12 protein-coding genes and 1 pseudogene are annotated in these 12,878 nt (G+C 64.3%); 2 read left to right on the top strand and 11 right to left on the bottom strand.

Annotated features, from left to right (window positions below; translation table 11 throughout):
• Positions 1-27: 27 nt before the first annotated feature.
• From murB to C4Q27_RS19520, 8 genes are all read right to left on the bottom strand, one after another.
• Entirely contained in the window at positions 28-1,047 is a 1,020-nt protein-coding gene (gene murB / locus C4Q27_RS19555; RefSeq protein ID WP_064491352.1) for a UDP-N-acetylmuramate dehydrogenase, read from the bottom strand.
• Complete coding sequence (locus tag C4Q27_RS19550) at positions 1,044-1,508, bottom strand: low molecular weight protein-tyrosine-phosphatase (protein WP_064491353.1); 465 nt, start codon at positions 1,506-1,508, stop codon at positions 1,044-1,046. Before C4Q27_RS19550 ends, murB begins: the two co-directional genes overlap by 4 nt.
• Complete coding sequence (gene kdsB / locus C4Q27_RS19545; protein WP_003247143.1) at positions 1,508-2,272, bottom strand: 3-deoxy-manno-octulosonate cytidylyltransferase; 765 nt, start codon at positions 2,270-2,272, stop codon at positions 1,508-1,510. The genes C4Q27_RS19550 and kdsB overlap by 1 nt, the downstream gene beginning before the upstream one ends.
• Positions 2,269-2,454 (bottom strand): Trm112 family protein, encoded by a 186-nt coding sequence (locus tag C4Q27_RS19540; protein WP_003247142.1) that lies wholly within the window; start codon positions 2,452-2,454, stop codon positions 2,269-2,271. Before C4Q27_RS19540 ends, kdsB begins: the two co-directional genes overlap by 4 nt.
• 44 nt (positions 2,455-2,498) lie before the next feature.
• On the bottom strand, positions 2,499-3,500 hold the full coding sequence (lpxK, locus tag C4Q27_RS19535) for a tetraacyldisaccharide 4'-kinase (RefSeq protein WP_014859650.1): 1,002 nt from the start codon (positions 3,498-3,500) through the stop codon (positions 2,499-2,501).
• Positions 3,500-3,934, bottom strand: coding sequence for a biopolymer transporter ExbD (locus tag C4Q27_RS19530; protein ID WP_104887225.1), 435 nt, complete (start codon positions 3,932-3,934; stop codon positions 3,500-3,502). The genes lpxK and C4Q27_RS19530 overlap by 1 nt, the downstream gene beginning before the upstream one ends.
• Positions 3,931-4,566, bottom strand: coding sequence for a MotA/TolQ/ExbB proton channel family protein (locus tag C4Q27_RS19525; RefSeq protein ID WP_026031862.1), 636 nt, complete (start codon positions 4,564-4,566; stop codon positions 3,931-3,933). Before C4Q27_RS19525 ends, C4Q27_RS19530 begins: the two co-directional genes overlap by 4 nt.
• Before the next feature lie 110 nt (positions 4,567-4,676).
• On the bottom strand, positions 4,677-6,890 hold the full coding sequence (locus C4Q27_RS19520; RefSeq protein ID WP_104887873.1) for a DNA internalization-related competence protein ComEC/Rec2: 2,214 nt from the start codon (positions 6,888-6,890) through the stop codon (positions 4,677-4,679).
• A gap of 142 nt (positions 6,891-7,032) precedes the next feature.
• Here C4Q27_RS19520 and C4Q27_RS19515 point away from each other — a divergent pair.
• Positions 7,033-7,545 (top strand): annotated as a pseudogene (locus C4Q27_RS19515) (DUF2062 domain-containing protein); the annotation flags it as partial.
• 3 nt (positions 7,546-7,548) lie between these two features.
• On the opposite strand, the gene C4Q27_RS19510 reads toward C4Q27_RS19515, so the two are convergent.
• The 3 genes from C4Q27_RS19510 to C4Q27_RS19500 all read right to left on the bottom strand — a co-directional run bounded on the left by C4Q27_RS19510 (position 7,549) and on the right by C4Q27_RS19500 (position 10,014).
• Complete coding sequence (locus C4Q27_RS19510; RefSeq protein WP_003247128.1) at positions 7,549-8,328, bottom strand: ABC transporter permease; 780 nt, start codon at positions 8,326-8,328, stop codon at positions 7,549-7,551.
• Positions 8,325-9,257, bottom strand: coding sequence for an ABC transporter ATP-binding protein (locus tag C4Q27_RS19505; protein WP_010952922.1), 933 nt, complete (start codon positions 9,255-9,257; stop codon positions 8,325-8,327). The genes C4Q27_RS19510 and C4Q27_RS19505 overlap by 4 nt, the downstream gene beginning before the upstream one ends.
• 133 nt (positions 9,258-9,390) lie before the next feature.
• Positions 9,391-10,014 (bottom strand): glutathione S-transferase, encoded by a 624-nt coding sequence (locus tag C4Q27_RS19500; RefSeq protein WP_104887224.1) that lies wholly within the window; start codon positions 10,012-10,014, stop codon positions 9,391-9,393.
• 404 nt (positions 10,015-10,418) lie between these two features.
• Here C4Q27_RS19500 and C4Q27_RS19490 point away from each other — a divergent pair, with 404 nt between their 5' ends.
• Complete coding sequence (locus C4Q27_RS19490) at positions 10,419-12,866, top strand: acyl-CoA dehydrogenase (protein ID WP_064491464.1); 2,448 nt, start codon at positions 10,419-10,421, stop codon at positions 12,864-12,866.
• Positions 12,867-12,878: the final 12 nt, after the last annotated feature.

The raw sequence follows: 12,878 nt of genomic DNA, 5'->3' as shown, positions 1-12,878 counted from the left end.
CTCCTACGGGGGTTCACAGCCGGCAAATCAGTAAAGATTAGGCTCCATCTCCAGCTCAACCCCAAACCGCTCGAAGATATCCGCCTGAATTTTGCGCGCCAGCGCATGCATCTGCGCCCCGCTCGCCTGGCCATAGTTGACCAGCACCAGCGACTGCAAGCGATGCACGCCAGCATCACCCTCACGATGGCCCTTCCAGCCCGCCTGCTCGATCAACCAGCCCGCCGCCAGTTTCACCTGGCCATCAGCCTGTGGGTATGCCACGACACCGGGATACTGCGCGCGAATACGCTCGACCAGATCAGCCGTTACCACCGGGTTCTTGAAGAAGCTCCCGGCATTGCCCAGCTCTGCCGGATCTGGCAGCTTCTCGCGGCGAATGCTGCAGATTGCATCACTGATCGCTTGCGCGGTCAGCTCGGTCACACCCCGCTCAGACAGGCGTTGGCGCACCGGGCCGTAATCCAGATGAGCGTGCAGGGTGCGGGTCAGGGCAAAGCGCACCCGCAGGATCAACCAGCGGCCAGGGTTGCGCTTGAAAAGGCTGTCGCGATAGGCGAAAGCGCATTCTGCCAAACCGAAGTCACGCAGCTCGCCCGTCTCACGGTCCAGGGCTGTCAGCCCGGCGAATACGTCCTTGATCTCCACCCCGTATGCGCCCACGTTCTGCATCGGCGCAGCACCGACGGTGCCGGGGATCAGGCTGAGGTTCTCCAACCCGCAATAGCCCTGCGCCAGCGCCCACTGCACAAACGCGTGCCACGGCTCACCGGCCTCGGCCTCGACCACGATACGCTCGCCATCGTCACTGAGCACACGCCGACCGCGGCTGGCCATGTGCAGCACCAGTGCATCGATATCGCGGGTCAGCAGCAGGTTGCTGCCACCCCCGATCACCAGTACCGGCAGGCCCCTTTGCTGTGCCTGGTCCAATGCCTGGCGCACCTGCTGGTCGTCCTGCACCTGACTGAAATAGCGCGCCTTCACGTCGATGCCGAAGGTATTGTAAGGCTTGAGCGATACCTGCTCCTGCCACTGCACTGTCATAGACGCCCCTTGATTTCCAGTACCAGCGCCTGGCAAGCCGCTTCCACCAGATCCAGCACCTGCTCGAAGCCGTCGGCGCCACCGTAGTACGGGTCTGGCACTTCATCCAGGGCTGCACCGTAGCGGCGCAGGAACAGGTCGAGTTCGCCCACTGCCGTGGACGGGCGCAAGGCCCGCAGATCGCGCAGGTTGTGCTCATCCATGGCCAACACCAGGTCGTATTCGGCGAAGTGCGATGCCTTGACCTGTTGGGCGCGTTGCTGCGACAGGTCGTAACCACGCGCCAGCGCCGCCTTGCAGGTGCGGCTGTCTGGCGCCTTGCCGACATGCCAATCGCCGGTGCCGGCAGAAGCCACCTGCACCTTGTCGGCGAGCCCGGCGGCCTGCAATTGATGGCGTAGCACGCCTTCGGCAGTGGGCGAGCGGCAGATGTTGCCCAGGCACACGAACAGGACGCGCATCAGGCCTCCAGCAAGCGCCGTACGCGCTCCAGATCCTCAGGGGTGTCGACACCCACGGCAGGCGCCTCGATGGCGTCCTCGATGTGAATGCGTACGCCGTGCCACAGGGCACGCAGCTGCTCCAGCGCTTCAGCCTGCTCGAGCCAGCATGGGCCCCAGCTGACGAAGTCGTGCAGGAAGCCGACACGGTAAGCGTACATGCCAATATGGCGGCGATATGGCACTCCTTCCGGCAGCACGTCGCGGGCCTTGGCGAAGGTATCGCGGGCCCAGGGCAGCGGCGCCCGGCTGAACGTCAGAGCCAGGCCGTTCTTGTCACTCACCACCTTGACCGCGTTAGGGTTGAACACGGTTTCCGGCTCATGGATAGGCTCGGCCAAGGTGGCGATGCCCGCTTCCGGATGCGCAGCCAGGTTGGCCGCCACCTGGTCGATGATCACCGGCGGGATCAGCGGCTCGTCGCCCTGCACGTTGACCACGATGGCGTCAGCCGGCAAGCCGAGGTACGCGGCCACTTCGGCCAGGCGGTCAGTGCCCGATTCATGATCGGCACGGGTCATCAGCACTTCGGCGCCGAAGGCCTGGCAGGCTTCAAGGATGCTGGTGTCGTCGGTGGCGATGACCACACGGCTGGCACCGCTCTTGCGGGCCTGCTCCCACACATGTTGCACCATTGGCTTGCCGGCAATCAGCAGCAGCGGTTTGCCTGGCAGGCGGGTGGAGCGCAGCCGGGCGGGGATTACTACCGTAAATTCCAGGCTCATTTGTCAAGACGCTCGTCGTCGGTCAGGGTGCGTGCCTCGCTTTCCAGCATGACCGGGATACCGTCGCGAATCGGGTAGGCCAGGCCAGCGCCTTTGCTGATCAGCTCGGTCTTGTCGGCGCTCAGCTTGAGCGGGCCCTTGGTGATCGGGCAGGCCAGGATATCAAGCAGTTTGGTGTCCATTGGAGGCTTCCTTTAGGCCAGGTGGCCGGAAATTGAAAACGGGCTCAGGGTTTGCGCAACAAGCGTTGCAGCTGGTTGTCGAACCAGGCGCTGAAAGCCGGCGTAGGCTGCGCTTCGACGGCCAGGTACCACCAGTCGTCAGCGGCAAAGGCCCGGCATTTCACCGCGTCCTTCTCGGTCATGACCAGCGGCAGTGGCGGGCTGAAAACCAGGCTCCGGGCACTGAACTGCGCATGGTCGGCGAAGGGATGCGGCACCGGCTGCCAGTTTAGCCCCAGCAGGGTGTTGAAGAAACGTTGCGGGTTGCCGATACCGGCCACCGCATGCAGGCGCTGGCCGGCGGGGAAATGGTCGAGCGCACGGCGCTCGCCAGTGCGCACGTTGACCAGGGCCGACGGCTGCAGGCGGAAACCAAAACCCTCGGTGCGGTCTTCGCTGGCGCCGTTGAACAGCACCGCGTCAGCCTCACGCAAGCGGTCGGCCGGCTCACGCAACGGCCCCGCCGGCAGGCAGCGGCCATTGCCCAGGCCGCGGGCAGCGTCGATCAGCACCAGTTCCAGGTCACGGGCCAGGCGGTAATGTTGCATACCGTCGTCGCACAGGATCAGGTCGAGGGGTTCGCTGGCCAGCAATGCCTGCACGGCCCGGGCGCGATCCGGGTCGATCATCAGTGGCACGCCGGTGCGTTGCACGATCAGCAGCGGCTCGTCGCCCGCCTCATCGGCCGGCTGATCGGCCTGCACCCGCCAGGGCAGCCGTGGAGGCCTGGCACCATAACCGCGGCTGACTACGCCCACCTTCAGCCCTTGCTGGCGACAGTGTTCGATCAACCAGAGAATCATCGGCGTCTTGCCGGTGCCACCGACGGTGATGTTGCCCACCACAATGACCGGTACCGGTGCCCGGTAGCTGGCACTGTCACCCCTTAGAAAACGCGCGCGCTTGCGCGTGACCACGCGGCGATACAAGGCCTCCAGCGGACGCAGCAGCGCCAGCGCCGGATGCCCGGCGTACCAGGCAGCGAGCAAGCGGTCGGCGAACGCCATCAAGGCGTGCCCTGGGCCGCCTCGACGGTGGTCATGCGCAACTGGCTGAAACCGAGCTTGCCGGCAGCATCCATTGCGGTGACCACAGCCTGGTGCGGGGTCTTGCCGTCGGCGCTGATGGCCAGCGGCAGCGTGTTGTCGCCGCCCGACTCGCGCGCTATGGCCTCGCTCAGGGTGGCCAGGTCGCTTTTGGGCAGCAGGTGGTTGTTCACCGAATACACGCCTTCGGCGCTGATGGTGATTTCCACCAGCTTGCCCGTGTCGGCCGGCGCCGGCTCGGCGCTGGTGGCTTCGGGCAACTCGACGCGCAGTTGCGTTTCGCGGGTGAAAGTGGTGGTAACCACGAAGAACAGCAGCAGGACGAACACCACGTCGATCAGCGACGCCAGGTTGATGTCGACGTTCTCCCGCTGGCGATTGCGCCGGAACTTCACGCCTTGCCTCCGGCCACTTCCACTTCACGGTCACCCTGGATCACTTCCACCAGCTTGATCGCCTCCTGCTCCATGCCGATCACCAGTTCATCGATGCGGCGCAGCAGGAAACGGTGGAAGAACACTGCCGGGATACCGACCATCAGGCCAGCCGCAGTGGTGACCAGGGCCTTGGAGATACCACTGGCCAGCACGGCGGCGTTGGCGGTCATCTGCGAGCCCATGAAGGCGCTGAAAATGTCGATCATGCCCAGCACGGTGCCCAGCAGGCCCAGCAGAGGCGCCATGGCGGCGATGGTGCCGAGGGTGCTGATGTAGCGCTCCAGTTCATGGATGACGCGCGAGGCGGCCTCCTCGATGCACTCTTTCATGATCTCCCGACCGTGACGCGAATTGGCCAGGCCCGCCGCGAGGATTTCACCCAGTGGCGAATCGGCACGCAGGGCCTTGAGCTTGTCACTGGTCAGTTGCTTGTCCTTGATCCACATCCATACCTGGCCCAGCAGGTGCGGCGGGGTGACGCGACTGGCGCGCAAGGTCCACAGGCGTTCGACGACGATAGCCATGGCAGCGATGGAGCTCAGAATGATCGGCAGCATCATCCAACCACCGGACTTGACCAATTCCCACACAATAAACGCCCCTTCGGAAAAAGGCCGCCACTCTACCATAGGCGCGCCGAGGGCTCATCTGCCGGAGGTCAGGGAATTGGGGTCTGGGCTGGCAGATGCCTGCCTCTGCCTCACTCCCCTCGAACCCGCCAGAACCGCCGCTGCCCCCTAACCCCCTCGACTACCCCATGCCGCCCCAGCACCAACCGCAATGCCCCCTCCACCGCCGTATCATGCATCACCACCCCATGCCGCCCATACCGTTCGACCACCTGCACGTGCGGGTGCCCGAAGCTGTTGTTGCGCCCCCGCGAAATCAATACCCCGCGCGGTGCGGTAGCCCGGACGAACGCCTCGGTGGACGAGCTGCGGCTGCCATGATGCGGCGCCTGCAGCCAGTCGATACGCGGCATTTCAGTGTCCGCCAGCCAGGCCCTTTCGGCAGCAGCTTCCATATCCCCCGCCAGCAGCAAGCGCTCGCCCTGCGCTTCCACCAACAAGACACAGGAACGGTCATTACTGCTCTGCCCGTCCACCCAGCGCCACAGCGAAAAGCGCACGCCATCCCAATCCCATTGCTCACCACTGGCACAAGGCTGCAACGGAACATCAACCAGCGCTTCCCCACCGATTATCCGCTTGATCGGCAAACCACGCGCAATGGCTCCGGCCCCGCCCGCATGATCGGCGTGCGCATGGCTGATCACCATCACGTCAAGGCCGCCCACCCCCAACTTGCGCAAGGTTGGCAGCACCACGCGTTCCCCCAGGTCGCTTTCCCCCCTGGCCGGCCCGGCATCGTAGAGCAGGCTGTGATGCCGCGTACGCAATAGCACCGCCAGCCCCTGGCCAACATCCAGCTGCCAGACCTCGACCTGGCCGAACGGCACCGGCTCCCGGGGCACCCACAGCGCCAGCAGCATCACCCCTCCCAACCCGCGCAGCGGCACACCACGGGGCAGCAAAACCAACAGCACACCCAGACATACCAGCAGCCAGGCCCACAACGGCAGGGCCGGCGGGACCCATGCCGGGCGCTGCTGCGCCACCAGCGCCAGCCCACGGAACAGCACATCCAGCAGGCCACCTGCCAGCCAGAGCAACGCCTCGCCAACACCCCCCAGCGGCAACATCAGCGTGCCCAGCAACGCCAACGGCAAGACCGCCAGGCTGACCCACGGCACCGCCACAAGGTTGGCCAGCGGCGCACTGAGGCTCACCGGCAAGCCGGTGGCCAGCAACACCGGCAGCAAGCCGACAGCGATCACCCATTGCGCTCGTGTCCAGGCCTGCCAGGGCCGCCAACCACCCAACCGGGCACTGAAGCAGTAGATGAGCGTGGCCACGGCGGCGAACGACAGCCAGAACCCAGGCAGCAACGCCGCCAGTGGCTCGAAGACAAGCACGGCGACCAGTGCAAGCAGCAACGGAAAAAACGCGCCAAGGTGGCGAAAGCGCAGACGCCAGAGCAACACCACGGCCAGCATCAGGCAGGCCCGCTGTACTGGCACCCCACCGCCAGCCAGCCACCCGTAGGCCAGCGCTGCGGCCATGGCCAGGCCGCAGGCCCAGGGCAACCACGGTAGCCTTGCCGGCCATAGCCCCCAACGCGCCAGCCCGGCGACCAGGCCATAGAGCAAACCGGCGACCAGGCCGATGTGCTGGCCGGAAATCACCAGCAGGTGCACCGTGCCGGTGGCCTGCAACGTCTGCCAGTCCTCCCGGGCCAGGCCCGCACCATCGCCAAGCACCAAGGCCACCAGCGCTGCCTGTCGGCCATTGGCTTCGACCATCAGCAAGCGCTGACGCAGTGCATCGCGCCAACCACCGGCGACTGGCGCCAGCAACTGCCCCGCCTTGACCGTACCCGTAGCGCCCACCCGTCGCGCCAGCAACTGCGCTTCACGGTCGGGCCCATGCGGGTTCAGCAGCCCGTCCGGGCGCTGCAAGGTCACGGCCAGCCGCCACTGCTCGCCCGCCCGCAGCGGCGGGCCGTCGAACCAGCTCAGTTGCAGGCGCTGAGGCAGTTCGGCCCGCCGCGAGCGTGGCGCTTCCAGCTCGAAACGCACACCGTGTGCAGTACGGGCCGGCAAACCCGCCACCCGCCCCTCCAGCCACAAGGTGCGCCCCTCCAGGCCGGCAGCCAGACGATCATCAAGGGCCTGCTGAGCAGACCCGCACGCCCAACACAAGCCCAGCAGAAACCAACCCAGCGGCCAGACGCGGGTAAACAGGCTGCCGACAGCGCAGGCTGCCAGGGTTATCAACCATCCGACCGATGGCAATGCGGGCAGAAAGCCCAGGCACAACAGCCCGAGCGCGAGCGCAAACATCCCTGTGCGCATGAGGTAGAGCTCCAGAAGGCGAATCACCTCCTGAGGCATAGCCCAATTGCCGGCAACGCTTGCTCAACAATTGTCACAAACTCTAAACGAGTCGGAGCAGGATTAAGGGCATACTGCCAGGGTCAACGCTCCGGGAGCCTACATGCCGCGCCGACTTTTCAAACGCTACATGCCGGACCCGACCAGCATTCGGGAACACAAATCCTTACGCTTTTTCGGCAAGTTGCTGCACGATCCCAACCTCTGGCACCTGAACCGCCATTCGGTGGCCAGAGCCATGGGTGTGGGCCTGTTCGCGGCGCTTATTCCCATCCCGATGCAGATGCTGCTGGCGGCGGCCCTGGCGATCCCGGTGCGCGGCAACCTGCCGGTCGCCGTCAGCCTGGTGTGGCTGACCAACCCGTTGACCATGCCGCCGGTGTTCTTCGTCACCTACATGACCGGTGCCTGGCTGATGCAGGTACCGCCGCGCACCCTGCCCGACGAGCTGACCTTCCAGTGGATCACCGACCAGCTGTCGACGCTGTGGCAACCCTTCCTGCTCGGCTCGGTGGTGTGCGGCGTGGTGCTGGGCATCCTTGCCTACTTCTCCACCATGTTCTACTGGCGCTGGTGGGTGGGCCGGCAGTGGCGTCGTCGCCAATGCCGGTGCAGGGCTTCAGGCACGCATGCCGCGGCCGCTGACCAGCAAGCGAACGCAAACAACGTAGAGCACCGCAGTGGCCACCAGCATGAAGGTGATCGCCGTGCCAATGCTGATATCCGACACCCCTAGAATGCCGTAGCGGAACGAGTTGACCATGTGCAGCACCGGGTTGGCCAACGACACGGTCTGCCAGAACGGCGGCAGCAGGTTGATCGAGTAGAACACGCCGCCCAGGTAGGTCAGCGGCGTCAGCACGAAGGTCGGGATGATCGAGATGTCGTCGAAGTTGCGCGCGAACACTGCGTTGACGAAGCCAAGCAGCGAAAAGATGGTGGCTGTCAGCAGCACCACCACCACGGTCACGCCCAGGTGGTGCACCTGCAGGTCGGTGAAGAACATCGACAGGATGGTCACGATCACACCCACCGCCAAACCACGCAGCACCCCACCCAGCACATAGCCGACGAGAATGGTGTGCGGCGACACCGGCGACACCATCAGTTCTTCGATCGAGCGCTGGAACTTGCTGCCGAAAAAGCTCGACACCACGTTGCCGTAGGAGTTGGTGATCACCGACATCATGATCAGCCCCGGCACGATGTACTGCATGTAGGTGAAGCCACCCATGTCGCCGATCTGCCGGCCAATCAGGTTACCGAAGATGACGAAGTACAGGACCATGGTGATCGCTGGTGGCAGCAACGTCTGCGGCCAGATGCGCAGGAAGCGCCGCACTTCGCGGTAGACGATGGTGTTCAGGGCGACCCAGTTGGTGCGCAGTTCCACACTCATACGGCCACCTTCGACAGGTTTTTTTCCACCAGGGACACGAACAGCTCCTCAAGTCGGTTGGTCTTGTTGCGCAGGCTCTGCACCTCGATGTTCTGCAGCGCCAGCTGGCCGAACAGCGCGGTGATGCCGATGTCCTTCTCCACCTGCACTTCCAGGGTATGCGGGGTCAGCAGCCGGCACGGGTAGCCCTGCAGTACCGGCGCCGCGGCCAGGTCCTGCTTGAGGTCGAGCACGAAGGTTTCGACATGCAGCTTGCCCAGCAACTGGCGCATGCTGGTGTTCTCGACGATGGTGCCATGGTCGATGATGCCGATGTTACGGCACAGCTGCTCAGCCTCTTCCAGGTAGTGGGTGGTGAGGATGATGGTGATGCCCTTCTGGTTCAGCTCGGTGAGGAAGCTCCACATCGAGCGGCGCAGCTCGATATCCACCCCGGCGGTGGGTTCGTCCAGGATCAGCAGGCGCGGTTCGTGGATCAATGCACGGGCAATCATCAGGCGCCGCTTCATGCCGCCGGACAACGAACGCGACTGCACATCACGTTTGTCCCACAGGCCCAGCTGGGTCAGGTACTGCTCGGCGCGCTCCTTGGCCAGCTTGGGCGGGATGCCGTAGTACCCGGCCTGGGTCACGACGATGTCGAAGGTCTTTTCGAACTGGTTGAAGTTGAACTCTTGCGGCACCACGCCCAGGCAACGCTTGAGCGCGGAGGGCTCGCGGTCCAGGTCGTGACCGAACACGTTCACTGTGCCGCTGGTCTTGTTCACCAGGGTCGAGAGAATGCCAATGGTGGTGGATTTGCCGGCGCCGTTGGGGCCGAGCAAGGCGAAGAAGTCGCCTTCGGCAACATCAAGGTCGATGCCTTTGAGGGCCTGAAAGCCATTGCCGTAGGTCTTGGTCAGCTGTCGGATGGACAGGGCGGAACTCATAGCGGGTCACTTACCGAAGAAAAAGGTGCAGGACACGCCAGGTAAAGTCACTGGCGCAGTGAGTGCAGCCATGGTGCAAGGCCAGGCTGCACAAGTACAGTCACATCTATTGATAATGACTATCGAAGCGGGTTCAAGTGAGCGCGGTCATCACGGCGGCCTGGTAGGCCGGGCGTTGCTTCAGGCGTTCATACCAGGCTTGAAGGTGGTACATGTCCGGGCGCTCGATGGGCAGTTCGAACCAGGCATAGATTAAGCTACCCAGTGGGATGTCGCCCATGCCGATCTGGTCACCGGACAGGTATGGCTGACTGGCCAGGGTTTCGTCGGCAATGGCCAGCAATTGCGCGCACTGCTTGTGCGCGGCGTTGATCGCCACCCAGTCGCGCTGGTCTTCCGGCGTGCGCAGCAGGCCCCAGAACAGGGGCCGGAATGGGGTAGCGAAGGACGATGTGGTCCAGTCCATCCATTTGTCGGCCAGGGCGCGCTGGCGTGGGTCTGCCAGATACCAGCCCTGCTCCGTACCGTACTCCGCGCACAGGTAGCGGACGATGGTGTTGGATTCCCACAAGGTCAGGTCGCCGTCTTCGAGCATCGGCACCAGGCCGTTGGGGTTGCGGGCGCGGTAGTGCGGCTCGTTGACCACGCCGAAGGCGCCGCCGGCGTCGATGGATTCGAAGTCCAGGCCCAGCTCGTGGGCGATCCACAGCGCCTTGCGCACATTGCTCGAATTCTTGCGGCCCCAGATCTTCAGCATGGCAACATCCTTTTGAGTGCGGAGGTGGCACAGTCTACTCCAGACCTTCGCCGCCTGTACGGGCCTCTTCGCGGGCAAGCCGCCCCTACATCGCTCTGTAATGTTGCCACATACCGTCGTAGGAGCGGGTTCACCCGCGAAAGGGCCGGACCTGCCAGCCAATATCCCAGATCATTCACCGTCGCAGCACCATCGCATTCGCGGGCAAGCCCGCTCCCACATCGATCGGGGGCTCGCCACACCGTCGTAGGAGCGGGTTTACCCGCGAAGAGGCCGGTACAAGCGAACAAATGAACTGAAACTCCCCCCGCCACACCCTGTCACTGTTCTGAACATGCCGTTCACAGCATTGCGTCTAAGCTGTCTGGAATGGCTCAAGCCCTTGGTTCCAAGGAGGACCGATTATGTTGCTGTTGTGGTTGGTGGTGCTGGTGATCGGCGCGGCGTACCTCACGCACCGGCGCCTGGCGCCCTTGCAGATTCTCGGCATCGTGGCGGCCTATGTGCTGTTGATGGGCATTTTCAGCAGTGCCCCCGGCTGGCTGCTGGCGCTGATCTGGGTGGTGCTGGCCCTGAAGATCGCCCTGGTTGCGCTCCCGCAGTGGCGACGCAAAGTCTTTACCGCCCCGGTATTCCGCTGGTTCCAGCGCACTCTGCCACCCATGTCGCAGACCGAGCGCGAAGCCATCGACGCCGGCACCGTGTGGTGGGACGGCGAACTGTTCAGTGGCCGCCCCGACTGGCGGACTTTGCTGGCCTACCCGGCACCAAAGCTGACTGAAGAAGAGCAAGCCTTCATCGATGGCCCTACCGAAGCGCTGTGCGCCATGGTCAGCGACTGGCAGATCGGCCAGGACCTGGACCTGCCGCCCGAAGCCTGGGCACATATCAAGCAGCATGGCTTTTTCGCCTTGATCATCCCCAAGGAATACGGCGGCAAGGGCTTCTCCGCCTACGCCCACTCCCAGGTGGCGATGAAGCTGGCCACCCGCAGCGGTGACCTGGCCTCCACAGTGATGGTGCCCAACTCCCTGGGCCCTGCCGAACTGCTGCTGCACTACGGCACCGACGAACAACGCAATCACTACCTGCCGCGCCTGGCCCGAGGCGAGGAAATCCCCTGCTTCGCTCTCACCGGCCCACTGGCCGGCTCCGACGCTGGCGCCATGCCCGACACCGGCATCATCTGCAAAGGCCAGTGGCAAGGCGAAGAAGTGATCGGCCTGCGCCTGAACTGGGAAAAGCGCTACATCACCCTCGGCCCAGTCGCCACCCTGCTGGGCCTGGCATTCAAGGCCTACGACCCGGACCACCTGCTGGGCGATGAGGAAGAACTAGGCATCAGCCTGGCACTGATCCCCACCGATACCCCCGGGGTGGAAATCGGTAAACGCCACCTGCCACTGGGCGCCGCGTTCATGAATGGCCCCAACAGCGGCAAGGACGTGTTCGTCCCCCTGGACTTCCTCATTGGCGGCCAAGCCATGCTCGGCAAAGGCTGGATGATGCTGATGAACTGCCTGTCGGTAGGTCGCTCCATCTCACTGCCTGCCGTGGGTACAGGGGCCGCCAAGTACACCAGCCTGGTGACCGGCCAGTACGCCAATATCCGCGAGCAGTTCAACGTGCCACTGGCAGCCTTCGAAGGTATCCAGGAATCACTGGCACGCATCGGTGGCAACGCCTGGCTGATGGACAGTGCCCGCCTGCTGACCGCCAAGGCCGTGGACCTGGGCGAGAAACCCTCGGTGCTGTCGGCGATACTCAAGTACCACCTCACCGAGCGTGGCCGCGAATGCATCCAGCACGCCATGGACGTGCACGGTGGCAAGGGCATCATCATGGGCCCGAACAACTACCTGGGCCGCAACTGGCAAGGGGCGCCGATCTTCATCACGGTCGAAGGCGCCAACATCCTTTCGCGCAACCTGATGATCTTCGGCCAGGGCGCCATTCGCTGCCATCCGTTCGTGCTCAAGGAAATGGCATTGGCCGGGCGTGAAGACCACGATCAGGCGCTTCAGGAATTCGATGACCTGCTGATGAAACACATCCTGTTCGCCGCCGGCAATGCGGCCAGCACTTTGGTGTTCAACCTGGGGCTGGGGCTTTTCGAGAAAGTACCGGGGGACACGCTGAGCCAAGGCTACTTCCGGGCCCTCAACCGCCAGGCCGCCGCCTTTGCCCTGCTGGCCGACCTGTCGATGATGCTGCTGGGCGGGGCGCTCAAGCGCCGGGAGCGCCTGAGTGCGCGGCTGGGCGATGTACTCAGCTACCTGTACCTGTCCAGTGCCGCACTCAAGCGCTACCACGATCTCGGTTCGCCCGAGCACATGCAGCCCCTGCTGCGCTGGGCCATGGAAGAAAGCCTGGGCCAGGCGGAGCACGCCCTGGACCGGTTGCTCGACAACTTCCCCAACCGCTTCGTCGGCTGCGCGCTACGGGTGCTGGTGTTCCCCTTCGGCCGCCGTCACACCGGGCCGAGCGATGAACTGGACGCCGAGGTAGCAGCGCTGATCGGACGCAGCAAAGGCGACCCTGCGCTGGAAGAGCTGCTTGCCGGTTGCTTCAGGCCGCAAGCCGACGGCGACCCGGTGGCAGCCCTGCAACGGGCCTGCGACCTGCTGGAGGCGTCGACGCCGCTGCACAACGCGCTGCATCAGGCAATCAAGGAAGGCAAGGTACGACCGGCGCCCGGGCAGTCGGTGATCGATGCGGCAGTCGACAGTGGTGTACTTCAGCCTGATCAGGCGCAACGCCTGCATGCAGCCGAGCAAGCGCGCCGTGCGGTGATCGACGTGGATGCCTTCGACAAGGCACAGCTGCTGCCGGAGCAAGGCAAGATACGCTGAAACAGGGGCCGT

Source organism: Pseudomonas sp. SWI36 (assembly GCF_002948105.1).
GTDB lineage: Bacteria > Pseudomonadota > Gammaproteobacteria > Pseudomonadales > Pseudomonadaceae > Aquipseudomonas > Aquipseudomonas alloputida.
Note: the sequence above shows the minus strand (reverse complement) of the source record. Positions and strands in the feature narration are given on the sequence as shown.

What these genes read in the sequence shown, in the direction of transcription:
- C4Q27_RS19500 (WP_104887224.1), bottom strand. Translation starts at nt 10,014, where the DNA reads ATGCTGAAGATCTGGGGCCGCAAGAATTCGAGCAATGTGCGCAAGGCG.
- C4Q27_RS19490 (WP_064491464.1), top strand. Translation starts at nt 10,419, where the DNA reads ATGTTGCTGTTGTGGTTGGTGGTGCTGGTGATCGGCGCGGCGTACCTC.
- murB (WP_064491352.1), bottom strand. Translation starts at nt 1,047, where the DNA reads ATGACAGTGCAGTGGCAGGAGCAGGTATCGCTCAAGCCTTACAATACC.
- C4Q27_RS19540 (WP_003247142.1), bottom strand. Translation starts at nt 2,454, where the DNA reads ATGGACACCAAACTGCTTGATATCCTGGCCTGCCCGATCACCAAGGGC.
- C4Q27_RS19520 (WP_104887873.1), bottom strand. Translation starts at nt 6,890, where the DNA reads ATGCGCACAGGGATGTTTGCGCTCGCGCTCGGGCTGTTGTGCCTGGGC.
- C4Q27_RS19505 (WP_010952922.1), bottom strand. Translation starts at nt 9,257, where the DNA reads ATGAGTTCCGCCCTGTCCATCCGACAGCTGACCAAGACCTACGGCAAT.
- C4Q27_RS19510 (WP_003247128.1), bottom strand. Translation starts at nt 8,328, where the DNA reads ATGAGTGTGGAACTGCGCACCAACTGGGTCGCCCTGAACACCATCGTC.
- C4Q27_RS19550 (WP_064491353.1), bottom strand. Translation starts at nt 1,508, where the DNA reads ATGCGCGTCCTGTTCGTGTGCCTGGGCAACATCTGCCGCTCGCCCACT.
- kdsB (WP_003247143.1), bottom strand. Translation starts at nt 2,272, where the DNA reads ATGAGCCTGGAATTTACGGTAGTAATCCCCGCCCGGCTGCGCTCCACC.
- lpxK (WP_014859650.1), bottom strand. Translation starts at nt 3,500, where the DNA reads ATGGCGTTCGCCGACCGCTTGCTCGCTGCCTGGTACGCCGGGCATCCG.